The organism is Klebsiella sp. X13 (assembly GCF_003323835.1).
Classification (GTDB): domain Bacteria; phylum Pseudomonadota; class Gammaproteobacteria; order Enterobacterales; family Enterobacteriaceae; genus Klebsiella; species Klebsiella ornithinolytica.
In genome coordinates this window covers 5,335,617-5,359,621 of the sequence record NZ_CP030874.1, presented here as the reverse complement: position 1 = coordinate 5,359,621, position 24,005 = coordinate 5,335,617, and the positions used below count along the sequence as shown (strand labels likewise).

The following is a 24,005-nucleotide window of genomic DNA, read 5'->3' as shown; positions in this document are numbered from 1 at the left end:
GCTACCATGAAGGATGTAGCCCGCGAGGCGGGCGTTTCCACTTCAACAGTTTCTCACGTCATTAATAAAGATCGCTTCGTCAGCGAGGCGATTACCGCCAAAGTTGATGCGGCGATTAAAAACCTTAACTATGCGCCGTCTGCGCTGGCGCGTAGCCTCAAATTAAACCAGACCCGGACCATTGGCATGCTGATCACCGCCAGTACCAATCCGTTTTATTCGGAACTGGTGCGCGGCGTGGAGCGCAGCTGTTTTGAGCGTGGTTATAGTCTGGTGCTGTGTAATACCGAAGGCGATGAGCAGCGTATGAACCGCAATCTTGAGACGCTGATGCAAAAACGCGTCGACGGTCTGCTGCTGCTGTGTACCGAAACGCATCAACCTTCACCGGAAATTATGCAGCGCTACCCGTCAGTCCCTACGGTGATGATGGACTGGGCGCCGTTCGACGGCGATAGCGATCTGATTCAGGACAATTCGCTGCTGGGCGGCGATATGGCAACCCAATATCTGATTGATAAAGGATATACCCGCGTGGCCTGCATTGCCGGGCCGCTGGATAAAACGCCGTCGCGCCTGCGCCTGGAGGGATATCACGCGGCAATGGCGCGCGCCGGGCTTCCGGTGATGGAAGGTTATGTCATTACCAGTGATTTCGAATTTGGCGGCGGATTTAGCGCTATGCAAAAGCTGCTCGCCTTACCCGAGCGGCCGCAGGCGGTGTTCGTCGGCAACGACGCGATGGCCGTTGGGGCCTATCAATCGCTGTATCAGGCCGGGTTACGAATTCCGCAGGATATGGCGCTGGTGGGGTATGACGATATCGAACTGGCGCGCTATATGACGCCGCCGCTGACCACTATCCATCAGCCGAAAGATGAACTGGGCGAACTGGCCATCGATGTGCTGATTCATCGCATGGCCGATCCGGGTCAGAAGCAGCAGCGCGTTCAGCTCACCCCGGAACTGGTCGTTCGCGGCTCCGTCTAACGCTTGTGCCGCTCCTTAATCAGGTTGCGGCCGTCTTTCGCTCTTAACAGCATAAATGTCAGCGCCGAAACCACGGTAATCGCCCCCATCGTAATAAAGGTATAGTGGAACTGCTCAACGGTACTGGCGCTGTCGAACCCTTCATAAAAACGTAGCACTGCGGCGCTAATGGCGACGCCGAGGCTAATGGATAGCTGCTGCGTCACGGCCAGCAGGCTATTGCCGCTGCTGGCGTTATCATCGGTCAAATCGGCCAGCGTGATGGTATTCATCGATGTGAACTGGGTAGACATCGCCATCCCCAGCACAAACAGCGGTAGCAAGAGCATCCAGACAGGCATTGCCGGAGACTGGAATGAGAACTGGGCAATCATCAGTCCGATAAAAATGGTGACGCCGACCAGGGTTTTCCGATAGCCGAGCCAGCGTAAAATCTGCGTCACGGTCGATTTCGCGATAATCGACCCGATGGCGGTGGGGGCTATCATGCAGCCTGCGACGATCGCCGGATAGCCAAAACCGACCTGCAACATCAAGGGCATCAGAAACGGCACGCAGCCTGTTCCCAGACGCGTCGCCAGATTACCGGCAATACCGACCGAAAAGGTGCGCGTTTTAAATAAAGAAAGCGAGATCAGCGGAGTCGGGTGGCGGCGTGCGTGGCGGATATAGGCCAGCAGCAGGATGACGCTGAGGGCAATGACCGAAAGGGCTATCCAGGTTGCGACGATTTTCTCGCCAAACAGTTCGATGCCGCTGGAAAACAGTACCAGGCTCAATCCAAACAGCAGAAAACCGGTGGTATCGAAACGCCGGCGCGGGGTGGTGAAATCCGGCATATATTTGCGCGCGTAAAGTATCCCGATAATGCCGATAGGAATATTAATGAGGAAAATCCAGTGCCAGCTGGCCCAGGTAACCAGCACGCCGCCGAGCACCGGCCCAAGAATAGGGCCAACAAGGCCGGGCATAGTGACGAAGTTCAGTACGGGGAGCAGTTCGCTGCGCGGGTAGGCTCTTAATAATGCCAGGCGCGCCACCGGCATCATCATGGCGCCGCCTATCCCCTGAATCACGCGAAAGATAACCAGCTCCATTAATGAACTGGAGAGGGCGCAGGCCAGTGATCCGAGCGTAAACAGGCCGACGGCAATGATAAACACCTTACGGGTGCCGAAGCGGTCAGCTAACCAGCCGCTGACCGGGATAAGCATAGCGACCGTTAATGTGTAGCTGATGATGGCGGACTGCATGGCCAGCGGTGAACGGTTAAGGCTATGCGCAATGGCGGGAAGGGCGGTGTTGAGAATGGTGGCATCCAGCGCCTGCATAAAAAAAGCCATGGCTGCAATCCACGGCAGTCCGGCCATACTGCGCCCTTTTTTTTCGCTCATGCGGAACCCTTGTTACTTGCCTGAATGGTTTGGTGCGCTCAATAACGTCTGGCAGGCGCTTAGCGCGCGCGGGCCATCGCTATCCTGGATAGCGTCGACAATGGCCTGGTGGAGATCCAGCTTAACCACTTCGTTCTGAGTAATAGAGGTGAAATAGGTGTGGTAGACCGAATGAAACAGAGATGCGAAAGCGATCAGGAACGGATTTCCGCTCATTTCATAGATGTGCTCATGCCAGGCCATATCGACTTCTATCCAGCGTTCGCGCAGAAAGCGTTTTTTTAACTGGCCCATCTCTTCCATTAAGGTATTGAGCTCGGCCTTTTGCTCCGCGTTACCGAAGGTGGCTGCCAGAAAACAGGCCTGAGGCTCCAGGCTACTGCGCATAACCAGGAAATGGCTCACCACCTCTTCAAAGTTATCTTCCGTTAACCACCATGAGAGCAGCTCCTTGTCGAGGAAGTTCCAGCTACTGCGTGGCATGACTCGGGTGCCGATACGCGGGCGCGGCAACAGCATCCCTTTGGCGGTAAGCGTCTTAACCGCTTCGCGTACCGCGGTGCGACTCACGCCAAACTGTTCCCCCAATTCCATTTCGCCTGGAAGAATACTTTCCGGCGGGTATTCGCCGGTCAGGATTTTTTGAGCCAGTTTCTCTGCTAATACCCAGGAGATGTTCTTTTGTGCCGCCAGTTGCTGTGCGCTTAAAGACATATATGCCGTTCCTTTCTCTTTTTATCTGTATCAGTATGCCATCTGGTGGACTATTTCGTTGGTTAAAACAGCAAAACGCTGATTTTTTGCCACGTCACGGGCTGATTTGGTGAAAAAAGAGACGGTTGAAAAGTTTTTTTAAAACAGGGCTTGTCAACGTCTCAGAACTCCCTATAATGCGCCTCCACTGACACGGAACAACGGCTTACAGGCCGCCGGGTTAGCGGGGTTCAGCGATGAACGCCAACAGAGAAAAGCAAAAATAAATGCTTGACTCTGAATGAGGAAAACGTATTATACGGGACCTCGCGACAGAGCGCTCAGCGCCGTCGCACTGCTCTTTAACAATTTATCAGACAATCTGTGTGGGCACTCAAAGTGACATGGATTCTTAACGTCCTCGGACGAAAAATGAATACCAAGTCTCTGAGTGAACACGTAATTCATTACGAAGTTTAATTCACGAGCATCAAACTTAAATTGAAGAGTTTGATCATGGCTCAGATTGAACGCTGGCGGCAGGCCTAACACATGCAAGTCGAGCGGTAGCACAGAGAGCTTGCTCTCGGGTGACGAGCGGCGGACGGGTGAGTAATGTCTGGGAAACTGCCTGATGGAGGGGGATAACTACTGGAAACGGTAGCTAATACCGCATAACGTCGCAAGACCAAAGTGGGGGACCTTCGGGCCTCATGCCATCAGATGTGCCCAGATGGGATTAGCTAGTAGGTGGGGTAATGGCTCACCTAGGCGACGATCCCTAGCTGGTCTGAGAGGATGACCAGCCACACTGGAACTGAGACACGGTCCAGACTCCTACGGGAGGCAGCAGTGGGGAATATTGCACAATGGGCGCAAGCCTGATGCAGCCATGCCGCGTGTATGAAGAAGGCCTTCGGGTTGTAAAGTACTTTCAGCGAGGAGGAAGGCATTAAGGTTAATAACCTTAGTGATTGACGTTACTCGCAGAAGAAGCACCGGCTAACTCCGTGCCAGCAGCCGCGGTAATACGGAGGGTGCAAGCGTTAATCGGAATTACTGGGCGTAAAGCGCACGCAGGCGGTCTGTTAAGTCAGATGTGAAATCCCCGGGCTCAACCTGGGAACTGCATTTGAAACTGGCAGGCTTGAGTCTTGTAGAGGGGGGTAGAATTCCAGGTGTAGCGGTGAAATGCGTAGAGATCTGGAGGAATACCGGTGGCGAAGGCGGCCCCCTGGACAAAGACTGACGCTCAGGTGCGAAAGCGTGGGGAGCAAACAGGATTAGATACCCTGGTAGTCCACGCTGTAAACGATGTCGACTTGGAGGTTGTTCCCTTGAGGAGTGGCTTCCGGAGCTAACGCGTTAAGTCGACCGCCTGGGGAGTACGGCCGCAAGGTTAAAACTCAAATGAATTGACGGGGGCCCGCACAAGCGGTGGAGCATGTGGTTTAATTCGATGCAACGCGAAGAACCTTACCTACTCTTGACATCCAGAGAACTTAGCAGAGATGCTTTGGTGCCTTCGGGAACTCTGAGACAGGTGCTGCATGGCTGTCGTCAGCTCGTGTTGTGAAATGTTGGGTTAAGTCCCGCAACGAGCGCAACCCTTATCCTTTGTTGCCAGCGATTCGGTCGGGAACTCAAAGGAGACTGCCAGTGATAAACTGGAGGAAGGTGGGGATGACGTCAAGTCATCATGGCCCTTACGAGTAGGGCTACACACGTGCTACAATGGCATATACAAAGAGAAGCGACCTCGCGAGAGCAAGCGGACCTCATAAAGTATGTCGTAGTCCGGATTGGAGTCTGCAACTCGACTCCATGAAGTCGGAATCGCTAGTAATCGTAGATCAGAATGCTACGGTGAATACGTTCCCGGGCCTTGTACACACCGCCCGTCACACCATGGGAGTGGGTTGCAAAAGAAGTAGGTAGCTTAACCTTCGGGAGGGCGCTTACCACTTTGTGATTCATGACTGGGGTGAAGTCGTAACAAGGTAACCGTAGGGGAACCTGCGGTTGGATCACCTCCTTACCTGAAAGAACCTGCCTTTGTAGTGTCCACACAGATTGTCTGATGAAAAATAAGCAGTAAAAAATCTCTGCAGGCTTGTAGCTCAGGTGGTTAGAGCGCACCCCTGATAAGGGTGAGGTCGGTGGTTCAAGTCCACTCAGGCCTACCAAATTCGCTACCGTGCTGCGTTATGGCGACACTCACATACTTCAGTATGCTTCGTATCACCATGCCTTGCCCGATATCGAATTACGGTAAACAGAGAGAAACATTACGATGGGGTTATAGCTCAGCTGGGAGAGCGCCTGCCTTGCACGCAGGAGGTCTGCGGTTCGATCCCGCATAGCTCCACCATCCTTTACTGCTGCACAACAAGAAAACTTCAGAGTGTACCTGAAAAGGTATGCTGCGAAGTTTTGCTCTTTAAAAATCTGGATCAAGCTGAAAATTGAAACGACACACTGTTTCCTTTCTCCGTAATAAGAGAGGAAAAGCGGTGTGTTCGAGTCTCTCAAATTTTCGCAACGCGGACTGTTTTACGAAACAGCTTCGGGTTGTGAGGTTAAGCGACTAAGCGTACACGGTGGATGCCCTGGCAGTCAGAGGCGATGAAGGACGTGCTAATCTGCGATAAGCGTCGGTAAGGTGATATGAACCGTTATAACCGGCGATTTCCGAATGGGGAAACCCAGTGTGATTCGTCACACTATCGTTAAGTGAATACATAGCTTAACGAAGCGAACCGGGGGAACTGAAACATCTAAGTACCCCGAGGAAAAGAAATCAACCGAGATTCCCCCAGTAGCGGCGAGCGAACGGGGAGGAGCCCAGAGTCTGAATCAGCGCGTGTGTTAGTGGAACGGTCTGGAAAGTCCGGCGGTACAGGGTGATAGCCCCGTACACTAAAATGCACACGTTGTGAACTCGAAGAGTAGGGCGGGACACGTGGTATCCTGTCTGAATATGGGGGGACCATCCTCCAAGGCTAAATACTCCTGACTGACCGATAGTGAACCAGTACCGTGAGGGAAAGGCGAAAAGAACCCCGGCGAGGGGAGTGAAAAAGAACCTGAAACCGTGTACGTACAAGCAGTGGGAGCCTACTTGTTAGGTGACTGCGTACCTTTTGTATAATGGGTCAGCGACTTATATTCTGTAGCAAGGTTAACCGTATAGGGGAGCCGCAGGGAAACCGAGTCTTAACTGGGCGTTAAGTTGCAGGGTATAGACCCGAAACCCGGTGATCTAGCCATGGGCAGGTTGAAGGTTGGGTAACACTAACTGGAGGACCGAACCGACTAATGTTGAAAAATTAGCGGATGACTTGTGGCTGGGGGTGAAAGGCCAATCAAACCGGGAGATAGCTGGTTCTCCCCGAAAGCTATTTAGGTAGCGCCTCGTGAATTCATCTTCGGGGGTAGAGCACTGTTTCGGCTAGGGGGTCATCCCGACTTACCAACCCGATGCAAACTACGAATACCGAAGAATGTTATCACGGGAGACACACGGCGGGTGCTAACGTCCGTCGTGAAGAGGGAAACAACCCAGACCGCCAGCTAAGGTCCCAAAGTCATGGTTAAGTGGGAAACGATGTGGGAAGGCACAGACAGCCAGGATGTTGGCTTAGAAGCAGCCATCATTTAAAGAAAGCGTAATAGCTCACTGGTCGAGTCGGCCTGCGCGGAAGATGTAACGGGGCTAAACCATGCACCGAAGCTGCGGCAGCGACACTATGTGTTGTTGGGTAGGGGAGCGTTCTGTAAGCCGTTGAAGGTGGCCTGTGAGGGTTGCTGGAGGTATCAGAAGTGCGAATGCTGACATAAGTAACGATAAAGCGGGTGAAAAGCCCGCTCGCCGGAAGACCAAGGGTTCCTGTCCAACGTTAATCGGGGCAGGGTGAGTCGACCCCTAAGGCGAGGCCGAAAGGCGTAGTCGATGGGAAACAGGTTAATATTCCTGTACTCGGTGTTACTGCGAAGGGGGGACGGAGAAGGCTATGTTAGCCGGGCGACGGTTGTCCCGGTTTAAGCATGTAGGCGGGAAGTTTAGGTAAATCCGGACTTCTGTTAACGCTGAGGTGTGATGACGAGGCACTACGGTGCTGAAGTAACAAATGCCCTGCTTCCAGGAAAAGCCTCTAAGCATCAGGTAACAACGAATCGTACCCCAAACCGACACAGGTGGTCAGGTAGAGAATACCAAGGCGCTTGAGAGAACTCGGGTGAAGGAACTAGGCAAAATGGTGCCGTAACTTCGGGAGAAGGCACGCTGATGGTAGGTGAAGCGACTTGCTCGTGGAGCTGAAATCAGTCGAAGATACCAGCTGGCTGCAACTGTTTATTAAAAACACAGCACTGTGCAAACACGAAAGTGGACGTATACGGTGTGACGCCTGCCCGGTGCCGGAAGGTTAATTGATGGGGTTATCCGTAAGGAGAAGCTCTTGATCGAAGCCCCGGTAAACGGCGGCCGTAACTATAACGGTCCTAAGGTAGCGAAATTCCTTGTCGGGTAAGTTCCGACCTGCACGAATGGCGTAATGATGGCCAGGCTGTCTCCACCCGAGACTCAGTGAAATTGAACTCGCTGTGAAGATGCAGTGTACCCGCGGCAAGACGGAAAGACCCCGTGAACCTTTACTATAGCTTGACACTGAACATTGAGCCTTGATGTGTAGGATAGGTGGGAGGCTTTGAAGTGTGGACGCCAGTCTGCATGGAGCCAACCTTGAAATACCACCCTTTAATGTTTGATGTTCTAACGTAGACCCGTGATCCGGGTTGCGGACAGTGTCTGGTGGGTAGTTTGACTGGGGCGGTCTCCTCCCAAAGAGTAACGGAGGAGCACGAAGGTTAGCTAATCCTGGTCGGACATCAGGAGGTTAGTGCAATGGCATAAGCTAGCTTGACTGCGAGCGTGACGGCGCGAGCAGGTGCGAAAGCAGGTCATAGTGATCCGGTGGTTCTGAATGGAAGGGCCATCGCTCAACGGATAAAAGGTACTCCGGGGATAACAGGCTGATACCGCCCAAGAGTTCATATCGACGGCGGTGTTTGGCACCTCGATGTCGGCTCATCACATCCTGGGGCTGAAGTAGGTCCCAAGGGTATGGCTGTTCGCCATTTAAAGTGGTACGCGAGCTGGGTTTAGAACGTCGTGAGACAGTTCGGTCCCTATCTGCCGTGGGCGCTGGAGAATTGAGGGGGGCTGCTCCTAGTACGAGAGGACCGGAGTGGACGCATCACTGGTGTTCGGGTTGTCATGCCAATGGCATTGCCCGGTAGCTAAATGCGGAAAAGATAAGTGCTGAAAGCATCTAAGCACGAAACTTGCCCCGAGATGAGTTCTCCCTGACCCTTTAAGGGTCCTGAAGGAACGTTGAAGACGACGACGTTGATAGGTCGGGTGTGTAAGCGTAGCGATACGTTGAGCTAACCGATACTAATGAACCGTGAGGCTTAACCTTACAACGCCGAAGCTGTTTTGGCGAAGAGACGAATGTTCAGCTTGATTACAGATTCATCATCACGCAGGAATGCGGGGTGAAAACAGAATTTGCCTGGCGGCGATAGCGCGGTGGTCCCACCTGACCCCATGCCGAACTCAGAAGTGAAACGCCGTAGCGCCGATGGTAGTGTGGGGTCTCCCCATGTGAGAGTAGGGAACTGCCAGGCATCAAATCAGTAAAAAGCCCATCCTGACGGATGGGCTTTTTGCGTTTTTATCGTTATTTATACGCAACGCCTAATCTCGCAGGAATAACGCAGAACGGGCGCTATATTACGCCCATTGCTGAAATACTCACTGCCATTGAGCTTCTGCCAACCAGCGTAGAATAAACGCCGCGATCTGCGGAATATCGTTTAAATCTAACTGCGGGAGTGATGTCTCTAATGGAGTATCGCTGACTACCGCAATCACATGCTCATCCAGGACGAGCTCCTCGACACGATGCCCACCCTGTTGCCGAAAAAGCAGGAGCTTCGCTACCGGCTCATGCTTAAACCCTTCAACCAGAATCAAATCCAGCGTTGATGCATCCATCCTGCTAACCAGCCAGGCTAAATCCACCTCTTCTTCATCCGGCGTTTCAGTCATTAGCGCCCAGCGTTGTGAACTGGCGACAATCGTTTGAGCTGCCCCGGCTTTACGCAATTCATAGCTGTCCTTACCCGGCAGATCGACATCCATATTATGATGGGTATGCTTGATCAAACCCGGACGCAGGCCAGCAGCACACAATGCGGGGATTAATTTTTTTAACAGCGTTGTTTTACCGGTACCACTCCAGGCGGAAATGGCGAGAACGGGGATCATGATTGCTCCTGTATACCCTGCAAGTCATCAAGGGTATTGACGTTAATAAAGGCCGGGCGGACATCGCTGAAATCAACGCGATGCCCGCCGCTGTTGCGCATAAAAGCCATCACGCGTCGTTCGCCTGCGGCAAGATATGCCGCCAGATCGGGCATTAAACATCGATGCATCAGGGTAATAGCGGGATGATCGCGTTCTCCGTCGTAAACCCAGACGACGGGAGCGGTCTGTTTCTGCTGTATAAAGCGCTCAACCAGGAATGAGGGGATAAAGGGGGTATCGCAGGGACAGAAGAGGAACCATTCGCTCTGTGTCTGCTGCATCACGGATAGCATACCGGCTAATGGCCCCGGGAAGTCAGAGAGACTGTCGGAATACACCGGATACCCGCTTTCATACCAGCGTTCCAGATTACGGTTGGCACTGATAACCAGGTGGGTCACCTGAGGAGACAACGCATCTGCAACATGGCGCCATAATGGCTTACCATCGAGTAGCTGCAATCCCTTATCCGCACCTCCCATCCGCGTGGCCCTTCCGCCTGCTAATATAACGCCGGTTATGACCTCGCCTTGCATATCAATATCGCCTCTTTCATTGTGGGATTGACCCTGTTAAGTTGTCGCTATCAAGAGTAAGGAGCATGACCATGAAATGTAAACGTCTGAATGAAGTAATTGAACTCCTCCAGCCAGCCTGGCAGAAAGAGCCGGAGCTGAACCTGATGCAATTTTTGCAGAAACTCGCAAAAGAGGCCGGTTACGACGGCGAGCTGGTCGATCTTTCCGACGATATCCTGATTTATCATCTGAAAATGCGTGATTCGGCAAAAGAAGCCGTTATTCCTGGTATTCAGAAAGATTACGAAGAGGATTTCAAAACGGCCTTATTGCGCGCTCGCGGTGTGATTAAAGAGTAAAAGGTTGTAAGTGCTGCCGCGGAACGAGTTATGAGATGATATCCTGAACTATTCCTAAGATTATCGGATGTCAGGATGCACGATAAGGCTTTTAATTTTCAGACGCTAAACCCGGATACCATCATCGATGGGCTATTCGATCTGGGGATGCGAGTGGACTCCGGGCTCACTCCGCTTAACAGCTATGAAAACCGCGTTTACCAGTTTCAGGACGAAGACCGCCATCGCTATGTGGTGAAGTTCTATCGTCCTGAACGTTGGTCTGCCGAACAGATCCTCGAGGAACACCAGTTTACCCTTCAGCTCAAGCAGGATGATGTTCCTGTTGCTGCGCCATTATTTTTCAATGACAGTACTCTTCATCAGCATCAGGGCTTCTATTTTGCCGTGTTCCCCAGCTTAGGTGGGCGTCAGTTTGAATCGGATAACCTCGATCAAATGGAGTCCGTCGGCCGTTATCTGGGGCGCTTGCACCAGACCGGGCGCAAAGCGCGTTTTGTCGCGCGCCCTGAGATAGGCGTGAATGAGTATTTGTTCGCGCCGCGGGACGTTTTTGAACACTCAACGCTGATCCCCTCAGCTCTGAAGAAGGACTTCCTCCGCGCCGCAGATAAGCTGATTGCTGCCGTTATCGCTCAATGGCACGGCAACGCGGACATTCTGCGTCTGCACGGCGATTGTCATGCCGGTAATATTCTCTGGCGCGATGGTCCGCTTTTTGTTGATTTAGATGATGCCCGCAACGGTCCGGCCATCCAGGATCTGTGGATGCTGCTGAACGGTGATAAAGCCGAGCAGCGAATGCAGCTGGAGATGATTGTTGAAGCTTATGAAGAATTCAGTCCGTTCAATTCAGACGAAATCGCCCTTATCGAACCTTTACGCGCCATGCGGTTAGTTTATTATCTGGCATGGTTGCTCAGGCGCTGGGACGATCCTGCTTTCCCTATTAATTTCCCCTGGCTTACCGGGGAAGATTACTGGCGGGGGCAGACAGCAACTTTTCTTGAGCAGGTGAAGGTTCTGCAAGAACCCCCTCTTCAGTTAACGCCAATGTATTAATCAGATATTTCCAGGAGAGACGTAAACATGAAAAAAATTTGGCTGGCGCTGGCTGGTATGATTCTGGCTTTTAGTGCTTCTGCGGCCCAGATCACCGACGGTAAGCAGTACATCACCCTTGATAAGCCCGTAGCCGGCGCGCCTCAGGTTCTTGAGTTCTTCTCGTTCTACTGCCCGCACTGCTATCAGTTTGAGGAAGTGCTGCACGTTTCTGATAACGTGAAGAAAAAGCTGCCGGAAGGCGCCAAAATGACCAAGTACCACGTTGAATTCCTCGGACCTTTGGGTAAAGACTTAACCCAGGCATGGGCCGTCGCGATGGCGCTGGGCGTTGAAGATAAGATCACCGTGCCGATGTTTGAAGCGGTACAGAAGACCCAGACCGTGCAGACCGTGGCGGATATTCGTAAAGTCTTCGTTGACGCTGGCGTGAAAGGCGAAGACTACGATGCGGCATGGAATAGCTTTGTCGTGAAATCCCTGGTTGCTCAGCAGGAAAAAGCGGCTGCTGACTTCCAGCTGCAGGGCGTACCGGCAATGTACGTCGACGGCAAATATCAGCTGAACCCGCAGGGAATGGATACCAGCAATATGGACGCCTTTGTCGCCCAGTATGCGGATAGCGTTAAGCAGCTGGTTGAGAAGAAGTAAAAAAAAAGCCGGTCACTGACCGGCTTTTTTCATATCTCTCTTAAACCGCCAGTGGAGGTGGCATGGTTATCAGGTTCAATGCTCTTCGCGTCCTTTTGTCCGCATGATTTCCGTCAGCTGACAGTCTTTCTCTTCCCACAGTTCATTCAACCAACGCTGGAAACGGCGCTTAAAGTTTTTGTCATTCACGTAGTCGCCGTGCAGATCTTCCGCCACGGGAATGAGATTAACGCGAACAACAATACGCGTCAGTCGACCGCTTAACATATCGTAAAATGGCCTCTGGTTGTTCTCCGGATAGCAAAGCGTGACGTTCAACAGCTTATCGAACTGAGCACCGAGCACGTTCAACGCCATCGCGATACCTGCGGCCTTCGGTGGCAATAAATTGCGATAAGGTGAACGAGTTTGCCGCTGCTTATCTTCGGTAAAACGCGAACCTTCTACAAAATTGACGATGGTCGTCGGATGCGAGCGAAATTTCTCGCAGGAGCGGCGAGTGGTTTCAACATCTTTACCGCGACGCTCAGGATGGCGAATTAAATAGCCTCGCGAGTAGCGACGCATAAAGGGCATATCCAGCGCCCAGCAGGCAAGCCCGATAAAAGGTACCCACGCCAGCTGTTGCTTAAGGAAGTACTTATTCATAGGGATATGCTTGCGAAACAACACGCAGAGCACCACGATATCCGCCCAGCTGTGATGATTGCTGATAAGCAGATACCAGTTTTTCTTGCTCAGCCCTTCAAGACCTTGCACGTCCCACGTCAGTCTGGGATTCAGATAGAGCAGCAGTGCCAACCCTTCGCACCAGCAATACATCATGAAATTGCAGAAACGGGAAATCGCACGCCATACCGCAGGGATGGGGACAAGAAGTTTAATCAGCCCGGCGATGATTATCGGTACGGAACAGATAATGGTGACTAAGATGGTAAGGGCGATACTCAGCGGAAGTGTTATTGCAGCGAGTAATCTCGACATAGTTAGTTTATTCAGAAAGTTAGGCTGATAAAGAGCGCAGTTAAACCGTGCAAGAGGCTGATTTTACCAGAAAACGCAGCAAATGACGGGTCTTACCAGAACAGAAAAAACGGCGGATCTTATATCCACATGGAACATTGAGTCATTAGAAAGGTATTAAAAGCAAGGATCAATCATTAACTTTATGATAAATAAACTTAAATTATGTTTTTTGTTATTTTATTTCAGACCAGACAGCTATCCTTATAAAACTATGCACAAAGTTATCCACAGATATTACTGCCGCACGATCGACCGGATCAACGAATCTTTTTGGTGAAATGCGGGAAAAATTCAGGTTTTCAGGCCTGTCTGTGGCATCCTTTACCCATAATCTGATAAACAGGCACGGAAATTATGGTTCAGATCCCAGAAAACCCACTTATCCTCGTTGACGGCTCCTCTTACCTCTACCGGGCGTATCACGCTTTCCCGCCGCTGACTAACAGCGCCGGAGAACCGACAGGCGCTATGTATGGCGTGCTGAATATGCTGCGAAGCCTGATCCTCCAGTATCAACCCACGCACGCCGTTGTGGTTTTTGATGCCAAAGGGAAAACTTTCCGTGACGAACTGTTTGAGCATTACAAATCCCATCGTCCGCCGATGCCGGACGATCTGCGGGCGCAGATCGAACCGCTGCATACTATGGTGAAAGCGATGGGGCTGCCGCTGATGGCTGTGCCTGGCGTCGAAGCGGACGATGTGATCGGAACTCTGGCGCGCGAAGCAGAAAAAGCGGGTCGCCCGGTGCTCATCAGTACCGGTGATAAAGATATGGCGCAGCTGGTCACGCCGGGAATTACCCTGATTAATACCATGACCAATACCATTCTTGGCCCGGAAGAAGTAGTGACGAAGTACGGCGTTCCGCCAGAGCTGATTATTGACTTCCTGGCGCTGATGGGCGACTCCTCCGATAACATTCCAGGCGTACCCGGCGTGGGCGAGAAAACGGCCCAGGCGCTGCTGCAGGGGCTGGGTGGGCTGGATACGTTGTACGCTGAGCCAGAAAAAATTGCCGGTTTGACTTTCCGCGGCGCCAAAACGATGGCGGCAAAACTGGAGCAGAATAAAGAGGTGGCCTACCTCTCGTATCAGCTGGCGACGATTAAAACCGACGTCGAGCTGGATCTGAGCTGTGAAGAGCTGCACGTGCTGCCGCCGGCGGCGGATGATCTGTTGGCTCTGTTCAAAAAATATGAATTTAAGCGCTGGATCACCGATGTTGAATCCGGCAAATGGATGCAGTCAAAAGGCGTTAAGCCAGCTGCAAAACCGGCTGAAGCGGCGGCAGTAGCGGAAGAAGAAGCCGAGGTGGTAGCGACACTGTCTGCGGAAAACTACGTCACTATTCTTGATGAGCAGACGCTGATCGAATGGATCGAGAAGCTGAAAAAAGCGCCGCTGTTTGCGTTTGATACCGAAACGGACAGCCTGGATAATATCTCCGCCAATATGGTCGGCCTGTCGTTTGCCATTGAGCCCGGCGTTGCAGCCTATGTACCGGTTGCGCATGATTATCTCGATGCACCGGATCAGATCTCCCGCGAACGCGTACTGACGTTGTTGAAACCTCTGCTGGAAGACGAGAATCTGCTGAAGGTCGGGCAAAACCTGAAATATGACCGCGGAATTCTGGCGAACTATGATATTGAGCTGCGCGGCATCGCTTTTGACACCATGCTGGAATCCTACATTCTTGATAGCGTGGCGGGCCGCCATGATATGGACAGCCTTGCCGACCGCTGGCTGAAGCATAAAACGATTACCTTTGAAGAGATTGCAGGCAAAGGTAAAAATCAGCTCACCTTTAACCAGATCGCGCTGGAAGAAGCCGGCCGCTACGCGGCGGAAGATGCCGACGTCACTCTGCAGCTGCACCTGAAGATGTGGCCGAAGCTGCAGCAGCATGAAGGTCCGCTGAATATCTTTAAGCATATTGAGATGCCGCTGGTACCGGTGCTCTCTCGCGTGGAACGTAACGGCGTCAACATTGATCCGGCTGTACTGCACGCTCATTCGCAGGAGATCGCCAGGCGCCTGATCGAACTGGAACAGAAAGCCTACGAGATCGCTGGTGAAGAGTTCAATCTCTCTTCACCCAAACAGCTTCAAACTATTTTGTTTGAAAAACAAGGCATTAAACCGCTGAAGAAAACACCGGGCGGCGCGCCTTCAACCTCCGAGGAAGTGCTCGAAGAACTGGCGCTGGACTATCCGCTACCGAAAGTTATTCTCGAATATCGCGGACTGGCGAAGCTGAAGTCGACATATACCGACAAGCTACCGCTGATGATTAACCCCAAAACCGGCCGCGTGCATACCTCTTATCACCAGGCGGTAACGGCGACGGGGCGTCTCTCCTCCACCGATCCTAACCTGCAGAACATTCCGGTGCGTAACGAAGAGGGGCGTCGTATTCGTCAGGCATTTATCGCGCCGCCGGATTACCTCATCGTCTCTGCCGACTACTCGCAAATTGAGTTGCGCATTATGGCGCATCTGTCGCGTGACAAGGGGCTGCTGACCGCGTTTGCGGAAGGTAAAGATATCCACCGCGCAACGGCGGCAGAGGTCTTTGGCCTGCCGCTGGAGAGCGTAAGCAGCGAGCAGCGTCGCAGTGCCAAGGCGATTAACTTTGGTCTGATTTATGGCATGAGCGCATTTGGCCTCGCACGGCAGCTCAATATTCCGCGCAAAGAAGCGCAGAAATATATGGACCTCTATTTTGAGCGCTATCCGGGCGTCCTTGATTACATGGAGCGTACCCGGGCACAGGCAAAAGAGCAGGGCTATGTCGAAACGCTGGATGGCCGTCGCCTTTACCTTCCGGACATCAAATCCAGCAACGGCGCCCGTCGTGCCGGCGCCGAACGTGCGGCGATCAACGCCCCGATGCAGGGGACGGCGGCTGACATTATCAAGCGCGCAATGATCGCCGTTGATGAATGGCTGCTGACCGAGAAGCCGCGGGTGCGGATGATCATGCAGGTGCACGATGAACTGGTCTTTGAAGTGCACAAAGATGACCTTGATGCCGTGGCGAAAAAGGTGCACGAACTGATGGAGAACAGCACCACGCTGGCGGTACCGCTGCTGGTGGAAGTAGGAAGCGGAGAAAACTGGGATCAAGCGCACTAAGTATTCAGTGGATAAGGTGATTTTCTGTAAGTAAGCAACATAACTTATAGCGTTTTGTGATGATCATTTGAATTTGCTATGTAAAGAGTGAAAAAAAACTACAAAAAGTGCTTTCTCCGTAACCGAAAGAAGAGTAGAGTTAATGACGTAGGGTACAGAGGTAAGATGTTCTATCTTTCAGACCTTTTACTTCACGTAATCGGATTTGGCTGAATATTTTAGCCGCCCCGGTCATTTATGACCGGGGCGTTTTTTATTGCGCGAAAGAAAATTTTGGCGGACTGCGGTGGGCTGATGATGCAGCCCGGATAAGGCGTCAGGCGCCGCTATCCGGGAAAACAACGGCGACTACTCTCCGTCGGCGATCTCTTCCTGAGGAGGGATCTCATTAAACCAGCTGTCGAGCTTCTGACGCAGCTTATCCACGCCTGTTTTTTTCAGCGAAGAGAAGGGTTCAACCTGCACATCGCCGTTAAAGGCAAGAACCGCTTCACGCACCATATTCACCTGCGCTTTACGTGCGCCGCTGGCCAGCTTATCGGCTTTGGTGAGCAGAACCAGAACCTGGATATCGCTTTCTACCGCCCATTCAATCATTTGCTGATCGAGGTCTTTCAGCGGATGACGGATATCCATCAGCACCACCAGTCCTTTCAGGCACAGACGTTTCTCCAGGTATTCACCCAGCGCGCGCTGCCATTTGATCTTCATCTCCTCCGGGACCTGAGCGTAGCCGTAACCCGGCAGGTCGACCAGGCGTTTGCCTTCGGCGACTTCAAACAGGTTGATTAGCTGGGTGCGGCCAGGGGTCTTAGAAGTACGCGCCAGGCTTTTCTGGTTGGTGAGCGTATTCAGGGCGCTGGATTTCCCCGCATTTGAGCGACCAGCAAAGGCAACTTCGATACCCGTATCGGATGGAAGATGGCGGATATCGGGTGCGCTGGTGACAAAATGCGTCTGTTGATAGTTCCAGTTAGTCAAGACTGTCGTCTCCGTTAAATAAGGCTATGGCGGGGATTATACCTGAACAGCAGAAAAAGGCTGTTTTTACCGCATCCTCTGTCGTAAGTAAAAACCCCTCTCTTTGTGAGACATTGTCCATTCAATGTCGAGGCAATCGATGAGAAACAACGGGGGTTGGTCGTGTTAACACATTAAAAATCATACAATTAACACTATAGAACAATCTTAAATAGCCATTTTTACTCTGAGGGTTGGTTGTAGGATGGGATTAAAACGGTAAAGTAAGGGGCACAGGCAAGGAAGCCGACAGGATAGTGACTCAGGATGAGTTGTCAGGAGCGCCAGGGGGGCGAAGACCCGGGATTAATGTCAGGATGACCAACGTCTGGAGACGTTTTAACAAGGAAAAGGACATAACAGGGACTGTTATTGGCTAAAGGAAAGACAGGGTGCGTCGTGAGCTAACAGGGAAAGTGGAAACCCGCTAAGGGTTATCAGTGAGGAAAAAGGCGGCAGAGTAATCTGTCGCCTTTTTTCTTTGCTTGCTTTCTGCTAGATTCCGCCTCAATTCTATACTGAAGAAAACGAATCTGAAGATTACCTATATGAAAAAACCGACATCCGTACCCCGTGGCAAAACGCATCGCAAGACACGTGAAGAAATGAATCAGGAATCCCGCGATCGCAAACGCCAGAAGAAACATCGTGGTCACGCGGCAGGAAGTCGCGCAACCGGCGGTGATGCCGCGTCATCCGGCAAAAAACAGAGCCAGCAGCAAGATCCGCGTATTGGGAGTAAAAAACCGATTCCGCTGGGCGTGACTGAAAGCACCCCGGCTACTAAGCAGCACAAACCGAAGAGCGAGAAACCTATGCTTTCACCACAGGCTGAGCTGGATTTGCTGGAAAACGATGAGCGCCTGGACGCGCTGCTGGAACGTCTGGAAGAGGGGGGCACCCTGAATGCTGAAGAGCAGTCGTGGGTCGATGCCAAACTCGATCGTATTGATGAGCTGATGCAGCAGCTTGGCCTGTCCTACGATGATGACGAGGATGAGGAAGAAGAAGAGCGTCAGGAAGATATGATGCGTCTGCTGAAGGGTGGAAACTAACGTTTGCACTCAATCGGATTCCCGGTCCTGCTTATAACCCTTTTGGTTGTATGTTATCTGCTGTGGTTATTCGTTAAACTACGACGGTTGTCGCGGCGTCAGAAATGGCTGCGCAACCGGCTCATCACCCGAGGTGCGGTTGGGCCGGGGCGGCGTACCCGCCGACGGCACCATCGGAAGGAGTGAGCATGTCTGTGCAGTTAATCGACTGGGATCTGGCCCTGATCCAGAAATATAACTATTCGGGGCCGCGTTATACCTCATACCCCACCGCACTGGAGTTTTCACCTGAGTTTGGTGCGGCAGAATTTGACGAGGCGGTAGCTCGCTACCCGCAGCGTCCGCTATCGCTGTATGTGCATATTCCGTTTTGTCACAAGCTCTGCTATTTCTGCGGCTGCAACAAGATTGTGACTCGCCAGCAGCATAAAGCCGACCAGTATCTGGATGTGCTGGAGCAGGAAATTATTCATCGCGCGCCGCTCTTTGCCGGGCGTCAGGTGAACCAGCTGCATTGGGGCGGCGGTACCCCCACCTACCTGAATAAAGTGCAAATCAGCCGCTTAATGCAGTTGCTGCGCAGCCATTTCAATTTTAACGCCGATGCAGAGATCTCGATTGAAGTCGATCCGCGCGAAATTGAACTGGATGTCCTGGATCATCTCCGATCGGAAGGCTTCAACCGGCTGAGCATGGGCGTGCAGGACTTCAATAAAGAGGTTCAGCGGCTGGTTAACCGCGAGCAGGATGAGGCGTTTATCTTTGCCCTGCTCAACCACGCGCGTGAGATTGGTTTTACCTCGACGAATATCGATCTGATTTACGGCCTGCCGAAACAAACGCCGGGGAGTTTTGCCTTTACGCTGCAAAAAGTGGCCGAGCTCAACCCCGATCGTCTGAGCGTATTCAACTATGCGCATCTGCCGACGCTCTTTGCCGCTCAGCGTAAAATCAAAGAGGCCGACCTGCCTTCGGCGGAACAGAAGCTCGATATCCTGCAGGAGACGATTGCCTCCCTCACCGACGCCGGCTATCAGTTTATCGGTATGGATCACTTTGCCCGTCCGGATGACGAGCTGGCCATTGCTCAGCGCGACGGCGTCCTGCACCGCAATTTCCAGGGTTATACCACCCAGGGCGATACCGACCTGCTGGGGATGGGGGTGTCGGCGATCAGCATGATTGGCGACTGCTACGCGCAGAACCAGAAAGAGCTGAAGCTTTACTATCAACAGGTGGATGAAACCGGAGATGCGCTCTGGCGCGGCATCGCGCTGACCCGCGATGACTGTATTCGTCGTGACGTTATTAAGGCGCTGATTTGCCAGTTCCATCTCGATTTCTCTGCGGTAGAAACGCGGTGGGAACTGGATTTCCAGCGTTATTTTGCCGACGATCTGGCGCTGCTGGCACCGCTGGCAAAAGATGGGCTGGTGGATGTGGATGACAAGAGCATTCAGGTGACGGCGAAAGGCCGTCTGCTGATTCGCAACATCTGCATGTGCTTTGATGCCTATCTGCGTCAGAAAGCGCGGATGCAGCAGTTCTCTCGCGTCATTTAACTCTGCAATGCCGGGCGGCACTTCGTTTGCCCGGCCGACGGATTCTGTAGGCCCGGTAAGCATAGTGCCACCGGGCATGACATTTACTCCATTCCTAACTCTTTCAGCTTGCGCGTTAGCGTATTACGTCCCCATCCTAGCAGTCGCGCGGCTTCCTGCTTATGCCCTTGCGTATGACGCAGGGCAGTAGTCAGCAGCGTCCGCTCCATCTCCGGCTGCGCTTCAGAAAGCAGGTTTTGATGACCGGAACGCAGAGCGCGGTCGGCCCACTGCCCCAGTAACGTTGCCCAGCTGTCCGGCTGCATATGCGTCGGGCTATCGGGAATTGCGGTTTCAAACAGTTCGCTGGGAAGATCCTGCGTCAGAACCTCCTGGCCTGCTGCCATCACCGTCAGCCAGCGGCAGGTGTTCTCCAGCTGGCGGACGTTACCAGGCCAGGCTAAACGGGTGAGCGCGGTTTCCGTCTCCGGATGCAGCTGCTTGGCTTCGACCCCCAGTTCGCGGGCGGCAATTTGCAGGAAGTGCCGCGCCAGGCGGGGAATATCTTCCCGGCGCTCGCGCAGCGGCGGGAGATGAACGCGAATCACGTTCAGGCGGTGGAACAGGTCCTCACGGAACTTTCCTTCCTGCACACGCTGCTCAAGGTTCTGGTGGGTTGCCGCAATAATTCGCACGTCTACCTTCACCGGCGCATAGCCGCCAACGCGATAGAACTGGCCATCGGCCAGAACGCGCAGCAGGCGCGTCTGCACATCGAGCGGCATATCGCCGATCTCATCGAGGAACAAAGTCCCGCCGTCAGCCTGCTCAAAACGTCCCTGACGCACGGTATTGGCGCCGGTAAATGCCCCTTTTTCGTGACCGAAAAGCTCAGATTCGATCAGGTCTTTTGGGATAGCAGCCATATTCAGTGCGATAAACGGCGCTTTTGCCCGCGGGCTATGGCGGTGCAGGGCGTGCGCAACCAGCTCTTTACCGGTACCGGATTCACCGTTGATCAATACGCTGATTGATGAACGCGACAGGCGCCCGATGATGCGAAAGACGTCCTGCATCGCCGGCGCTTCGCCGATGATATCGGCCGTCGGGCTGGTTATCGTGATATTGCGCGGCTGCTGCTGCTCCTGATAGTGGCTGATAGCGCGATCGACCAGAGCGACCGCTTCATCAATATCAAAAGGTTTGGGCAGATAGTCAAAGGCACCTTGCTGATAGGCGCTGACCGCGGCGTCCAGATCCGAATGCGCGGTCATTATGATGACCGGAAGCATTGGGTGACGCTGTTTAATTTGTTTCAGTAACGCCAACCCATCCATTCCCGGCATCCGGATATCAGATAACAGTACATCCGGGGTTTTGGTGGTGAGTGCCTCAAGCACCTCGTTGCCGCTTTCAAACGTTGTACAACTTAAGCCTGCTCCGGTGAGCGCGCGTTCAAGCACCCAACGGATGGAGCTATCGTCATCAACGATCCAGGCTATCCCTCGTTGCATAAACACCTCTACTTCCGAATAGGCAGGTACACCGAGAATTCGGTATGTCCTGGCCAACTGGTAAATTCAATTTTGCCGGAGTGCTGATCGATAAGACTGCGGGCAATGGAGAGCCCCAGACCGGTACCGCCTTCGCGACCGCTAACCATGGGATAGAACAGCGTATCCTGTAAGTGGGACGGAATTCCCGGGCCGTTGTCCTCAACGTCAATCCGCGCGGTGAGGCGGTAACGTACGCCGTGCAGCGTCAGCTGAAAGGCGGTTCGGGTACGTAGGATGATCTCGCCACCTTCTGGCCCCAGCGCCTGCAGCGCGTTGCGTACGACATTCAGCAGAACCTGTTCGATCTGGTCCGGGTCATGAGGAAGTTCCGGCAGGCTCGGATCGTAATCGCGGACCAGTTTGACGTTATCCGGCAGTTCCATCGAGACCAGCTTCACAACCCGTTCGGCGACCTTATGGATGCTTTCGGTCACGTGCATCCCTGGATGCTGCGGCCCCAGCAGGCGGTCGACCAGATTTCTTAAGCGATCGGCCTGTTCAATAATAACGTTGGTGTATTCCATCAATGCCGGGTCAGGCAGCGCTTTACTCAGCAATTGCGCAGCGCCTCTCAGGCCGCCTAAAGGGTTCTTGATCTCATGGGCCAGCCCGCGAACCAAATCCCGAGCCGCGATTTGCTGGGCGTGCTGCAGTTGCTCCTGGCTCAGGCGTCGCTGGTTATCCATCGGAGCCATCTCCAGCAGGATATAGCCTTCAGGCAGGCGCTGTGCCGTCAGAGACAGGATATGCGAGCGGCCATCGATAACCAGCGTCACTTCGTTGTCGGTAAAGCCCTGGCCCGCCAGCAGGCTTTCCTGCATCAGGCCGATATTCAGTGAAAAGTAGCTCAACAGTTCCGGAAGCGGCGTGCCAAAGAGCTTACGTGAACTTTGCGCCAGCAGCTGCTGCGCGGCCGGGTTCGCGTAATGCACCGCCAGGTCGTCATCGACCAGTAAGATACTGTTGATTAAAGAGTTAAGGATCTGCCCAGCATCGGGCTGAGTGCCTGTTGCCATCTGACAGTCTCCTGAAAAGAGTGCACTATTTTAGTGCAGTATAGCTTTTTATAGGTAAAAAGCGCATGAGATCAGAGTGTTGGTGGAGAAAAAAGCCCATCCTGAGATGGGCTGAAAGTTTCCACGGCAACAAAATATCCACGGTACCCCACGCCACAACACGGAATACCGGGGATTTACAGCAAAATCAGACGCTGTAGTACAGCTCGAATTCAACCGGGTGCGGAGTCATACGTACGCGGTCGTTTTCTTCAATACGCAGGGCGATGTAAGCATCGATAGCGTCGTTGGTGAACACGCCGCCAGCGGTCAGGAACTCACGGTCAGCGTCCAGCGCGTTCAGTGCTTCTTCCAGAGAGCCTGCAACCTGTGGGATCTCTTTCGCTTCTTCCGGCGGCAGGTCGTACAGGTTTTTGTCCATCGCTTCGCCCGGATGGATTTTGTTCTTGATACCGTCAAGGCCTGCCATCAGCAGTGCTGCGAAGCACAGGTACGGGTTAGCCGCCGGGTCCGGGAAGCGCACTTCGATACGGCGTGCTTTCGGCGAGGTGACTACCGGGATACGGATGGAAGCGGAACGGTTACGGGCAGAGTAAGCCAGCATGACCGGTGCTTCGTAACCCGGGACCAGACGCTTGTACGAGTTGGTGGTCGGGTTTGCCAGGGCGTTGATCGCTTTAGCGTGCTTGATAACGCCGCCGATGTAGTACAGCGCTTGTTCAGACAGGCCTGCATATTTGTCGCCAGAGAACAGGTTAACGCCGTTCTTGGACAGAGACATGTGGCAGTGCATACCGGAACCGTTGTCACCGAACATTGGCTTCGGCATGAAGGTCGCGGTTTTACCGAAACGGTGCGCAACGTTGTGCACAACGTATTTGTAGATCTGAATTTCGTCCGCTTTTTTGGTCATGGTGTTGAAACGGGTCGCGATTTCGTTCTGACCCGCGGTAGCCACTTCGTGGTGGTGAGCTTCAACAACCAGGCCCATCTCTTCCATGATCATACACATGGTAGAACGGATGTCCTGAGAGGAGTCAACCGGCGGAACCGGGAAGTAACCGCCTTTCACGCCTGGGCGGTGGCCTTTGTTACCACCTTCGTATTTGGTGGAGGAGTTCCATGCGCCTTCGATGTCGTCGATAGCAACGTGGGAGCCAGAAATAGAGGCACCGAAACGGATATCGTCGAACAGGAAGAACTCTGGTTCTGGCCCGAACAGAACGGTGTCCGCCAGACCGGTAGAGCGCAGGTATTCTTCCGCGCGTTTGGCGATGGAGCGCGGGTCACGGTCGTAGCCCTGCAGCGTGCCTGGTTCCAGGATATCACAGCGGATGATCAGCGTCGGTTCTTCATAGAACGGGTCGATCAGCGCAGTGGTCGCATCCGGCATCAGAACCATGTCAGATTCGTTAATACCTTTCCAGCCACCAATCGAGGAGCCATCAAACATTTTGCCTTCTTCGAAGAATTCGGCATTTACCTGATGAGAAGGAATTGTGACGTGCTGTTCTTTACCTTTGGTATCGGTGAAGCGCAGATCGACAAACTTCACTTCGTGCTCGTTCAGCATCGTCAAAACGTGTTCAGCGGACATACTTAAACTC

Annotated in this window: 17 protein-coding genes, 2 tRNA genes and 3 rRNA genes; 13 read left to right on the top strand and 9 right to left on the bottom strand. The window is 53.0% G+C overall.

Annotated features, from left to right (window positions below; translation table 11 throughout):
• Nucleotides 1–6 precede the first annotated feature (6 nt).
• The gene (gene rbsR / locus DSD31_RS25605; protein WP_004869251.1) at nucleotides 7–990 is read left to right on the top strand and encodes a ribose operon transcriptional repressor RbsR; all 984 of its coding nucleotides are present in this window, start codon (nucleotides 7–9) and stop codon (nucleotides 988–990) included.
• Here the strand turns inward: rbsR and mdtD are convergent.
• On the bottom strand, nucleotides 987–2,384 hold the full coding sequence (mdtD, locus tag DSD31_RS25600) for a multidrug transporter subunit MdtD (protein ID WP_004869253.1): 1,398 nt from the start codon (nucleotides 2,382–2,384) through the stop codon (nucleotides 987–989). The two genes, rbsR and mdtD, sit on opposite strands and share 4 nt — an antisense overlap.
• Before the next feature lie 12 nt (nucleotides 2,385–2,396).
• Complete coding sequence (locus DSD31_RS25595) at nucleotides 2,397–3,098, bottom strand: FadR/GntR family transcriptional regulator (RefSeq protein ID WP_004869256.1); 702 nt, start codon at nucleotides 3,096–3,098, stop codon at nucleotides 2,397–2,399.
• A 477-nt stretch (nucleotides 3,099–3,575) separates the two neighbouring features.
• On the opposite strand from DSD31_RS25595, the gene DSD31_RS25590 reads away from it, so the two are divergent.
• From DSD31_RS25590 to rrf, 5 genes are all read left to right on the top strand, one after another.
• Nucleotides 3,576–5,115, top strand: a 16S ribosomal RNA gene (locus DSD31_RS25590).
• Between the two features lie 71 nt (nucleotides 5,116–5,186).
• Nucleotides 5,187–5,263, top strand: a tRNA-Ile gene (locus DSD31_RS25585).
• Between the two features lie 109 nt (nucleotides 5,264–5,372).
• Nucleotides 5,373–5,448, top strand: a tRNA-Ala gene (locus DSD31_RS25580).
• A 206-nt stretch (nucleotides 5,449–5,654) separates the two neighbouring features.
• A 23S ribosomal RNA gene (locus DSD31_RS25575) occupies nucleotides 5,655–8,560 on the top strand.
• 92 nt (nucleotides 8,561–8,652) lie between these two features.
• Nucleotides 8,653–8,768: ribosomal RNA gene (rrf, locus tag DSD31_RS25570) — 5S ribosomal RNA — on the top strand.
• Together the 16S, 23S and 5S rRNA genes with 2 tRNA genes alongside form the textbook arrangement of a ribosomal RNA operon.
• A 127-nt stretch (nucleotides 8,769–8,895) precedes the next feature.
• On the opposite strand, the gene mobB is transcribed toward rrf, so the two are convergent.
• Nucleotides 8,896–9,411, bottom strand: a complete 516-nt coding sequence (gene mobB / locus DSD31_RS25565) for a molybdopterin-guanine dinucleotide biosynthesis protein MobB (protein WP_004869257.1) — start codon at nucleotides 9,409–9,411, stop codon at nucleotides 8,896–8,898.
• Nucleotides 9,408–9,989, bottom strand: a complete 582-nt coding sequence (gene mobA / locus DSD31_RS25560) for a molybdenum cofactor guanylyltransferase MobA (protein ID WP_048023468.1) — start codon at nucleotides 9,987–9,989, stop codon at nucleotides 9,408–9,410. The genes mobB and mobA overlap by 4 nt, the downstream gene beginning before the upstream one ends.
• 71 nt (nucleotides 9,990–10,060) lie before the next feature.
• Between mobA and DSD31_RS25555 the strand changes: the two genes are divergently transcribed.
• The 3 genes from DSD31_RS25555 to dsbA all read left to right on the top strand — a co-directional run bounded on the left by DSD31_RS25555 (nucleotide 10,061) and on the right by dsbA (nucleotide 12,043).
• A complete protein-coding gene (locus DSD31_RS25555) occupies nucleotides 10,061–10,330 on the top strand; it encodes a YihD family protein (protein WP_004869260.1) in 270 nt (89 codons plus the stop codon).
• A gap of 75 nt (nucleotides 10,331–10,405) precedes the next feature.
• Nucleotides 10,406–11,392: a serine/threonine protein kinase gene (locus DSD31_RS25550; RefSeq protein WP_054829029.1), complete on the top strand. Its 987-nt coding sequence runs from the start codon at nucleotides 10,406–10,408 to the stop codon at nucleotides 11,390–11,392.
• 27 nt (nucleotides 11,393–11,419) lie between these two features.
• On the top strand, nucleotides 11,420–12,043 hold the full coding sequence (gene dsbA, locus DSD31_RS25545; RefSeq protein WP_004869264.1) for a thiol:disulfide interchange protein DsbA: 624 nt from the start codon (nucleotides 11,420–11,422) through the stop codon (nucleotides 12,041–12,043).
• Nucleotides 12,044–12,118: 75 nt separating this feature from the next.
• Here dsbA and DSD31_RS25540 read toward each other — a convergent pair whose 3' ends face one another.
• Nucleotides 12,119–13,027 carry an acyltransferase gene (locus tag DSD31_RS25540; RefSeq protein ID WP_015585452.1) on the bottom strand — a complete coding sequence of 303 codons (909 nt, stop codon included), beginning with the start codon at nucleotides 13,025–13,027 and terminating at the stop codon, nucleotides 12,119–12,121.
• Nucleotides 13,028–13,423: 396 nt separating this feature from the next.
• Between DSD31_RS25540 and polA the strand changes: the two genes are divergently transcribed.
• A complete protein-coding gene (gene polA, locus DSD31_RS25525; protein ID WP_004869269.1) occupies nucleotides 13,424–16,210 on the top strand; it encodes a DNA polymerase I in 2,787 nt (928 codons plus the stop codon).
• A gap of 165 nt (nucleotides 16,211–16,375) precedes the next feature.
• A complete protein-coding gene (gene spfP / locus DSD31_RS26710; RefSeq protein ID WP_071892919.1) occupies nucleotides 16,376–16,423 on the top strand; it encodes a small protein SpfP in 48 nt (15 codons plus the stop codon).
• A 135-nt stretch (nucleotides 16,424–16,558) separates the two neighbouring features.
• On the opposite strand, the gene yihA is transcribed toward spfP, so the two are convergent.
• A complete protein-coding gene (gene yihA, locus DSD31_RS25520) occupies nucleotides 16,559–17,191 on the bottom strand; it encodes a ribosome biogenesis GTP-binding protein YihA/YsxC (RefSeq protein WP_004869272.1) in 633 nt (210 codons plus the stop codon).
• A 587-nt stretch (nucleotides 17,192–17,778) separates the two neighbouring features.
• Here yihA and yihI point away from each other — a divergent pair.
• Together yihI and hemN are read left to right on the top strand one after the other, a co-directional pair.
• Nucleotides 17,779–18,285: a Der GTPase-activating protein YihI gene (yihI, locus tag DSD31_RS25515; RefSeq protein ID WP_004869274.1), complete on the top strand. Its 507-nt coding sequence runs from the start codon at nucleotides 17,779–17,781 to the stop codon at nucleotides 18,283–18,285.
• Nucleotides 18,286–18,473: 188 nt separating this feature from the next.
• Nucleotides 18,474–19,847 carry an oxygen-independent coproporphyrinogen III oxidase gene (hemN, locus tag DSD31_RS25505; RefSeq protein WP_113991371.1) on the top strand — a complete coding sequence of 458 codons (1,374 nt, stop codon included), beginning with the start codon at nucleotides 18,474–18,476 and terminating at the stop codon, nucleotides 19,845–19,847.
• A gap of 83 nt (nucleotides 19,848–19,930) precedes the next feature.
• On the opposite strand, the gene glnG is transcribed toward hemN, so the two are convergent.
• From glnG to glnA, 3 genes are all read right to left on the bottom strand, one after another.
• Complete coding sequence (gene glnG / locus DSD31_RS25500) at nucleotides 19,931–21,340, bottom strand: nitrogen regulation protein NR(I) (RefSeq protein ID WP_004869277.1); 1,410 nt, start codon at nucleotides 21,338–21,340, stop codon at nucleotides 19,931–19,933.
• 8 nt (nucleotides 21,341–21,348) lie between these two features.
• Nucleotides 21,349–22,398 carry a nitrogen regulation protein NR(II) gene (gene glnL / locus DSD31_RS25495; protein ID WP_004869278.1) on the bottom strand — a complete coding sequence of 350 codons (1,050 nt, stop codon included), beginning with the start codon at nucleotides 22,396–22,398 and terminating at the stop codon, nucleotides 21,349–21,351.
• A gap of 187 nt (nucleotides 22,399–22,585) precedes the next feature.
• Nucleotides 22,586–23,995, bottom strand: coding sequence for a glutamate--ammonia ligase (gene glnA, locus DSD31_RS25490; RefSeq protein ID WP_004127100.1), 1,410 nt, complete (start codon nucleotides 23,993–23,995; stop codon nucleotides 22,586–22,588).
• Between the last annotated feature and the right edge of the window lie 10 nt (nucleotides 23,996–24,005).

Bases quoted from the DNA above. Each gene is read 5' to 3' on its own strand.
- polA (WP_004869269.1), top strand. From the start codon at position 13,424: ATGGTTCAGATCCCAGAAAACCCACTTATCCTCGTTGACGGCTCCTCT.
- yihI (WP_004869274.1), top strand. From the start codon at position 17,779: ATGAAAAAACCGACATCCGTACCCCGTGGCAAAACGCATCGCAAGACA.
- DSD31_RS25555 (WP_004869260.1), top strand. From the start codon at position 10,061: ATGAAATGTAAACGTCTGAATGAAGTAATTGAACTCCTCCAGCCAGCC.
- mdtD (WP_004869253.1), bottom strand. From the start codon at position 2,384: ATGAGCGAAAAAAAAGGGCGCAGTATGGCCGGACTGCCGTGGATTGCA.
- glnA (WP_004127100.1), bottom strand. From the start codon at position 23,995: ATGTCCGCTGAACACGTTTTGACGATGCTGAACGAGCACGAAGTGAAG.
- DSD31_RS25595 (WP_004869256.1), bottom strand. From the start codon at position 3,098: ATGTCTTTAAGCGCACAGCAACTGGCGGCACAAAAGAACATCTCCTGG.
- hemN (WP_113991371.1), top strand. From the start codon at position 18,474: ATGTCTGTGCAGTTAATCGACTGGGATCTGGCCCTGATCCAGAAATAT.
- mobA (WP_048023468.1), bottom strand. From the start codon at position 9,989: ATGCAAGGCGAGGTCATAACCGGCGTTATATTAGCAGGCGGAAGGGCC.
- rbsR (WP_004869251.1), top strand. From the start codon at position 7: ATGAAGGATGTAGCCCGCGAGGCGGGCGTTTCCACTTCAACAGTTTCT.
- dsbA (WP_004869264.1), top strand. From the start codon at position 11,420: ATGAAAAAAATTTGGCTGGCGCTGGCTGGTATGATTCTGGCTTTTAGT.
- DSD31_RS25540 (WP_015585452.1), bottom strand. From the start codon at position 13,027: ATGTCGAGATTACTCGCTGCAATAACACTTCCGCTGAGTATCGCCCTT.
- glnL (WP_004869278.1), bottom strand. From the start codon at position 22,398: ATGGCAACAGGCACTCAGCCCGATGCTGGGCAGATCCTTAACTCTTTA.
- mobB (WP_004869257.1), bottom strand. From the start codon at position 9,411: ATGATCCCCGTTCTCGCCATTTCCGCCTGGAGTGGTACCGGTAAAACA.
- DSD31_RS25550 (WP_054829029.1), top strand. From the start codon at position 10,406: ATGCACGATAAGGCTTTTAATTTTCAGACGCTAAACCCGGATACCATC.
- glnG (WP_004869277.1), bottom strand. From the start codon at position 21,340: ATGCAACGAGGGATAGCCTGGATCGTTGATGACGATAGCTCCATCCGT.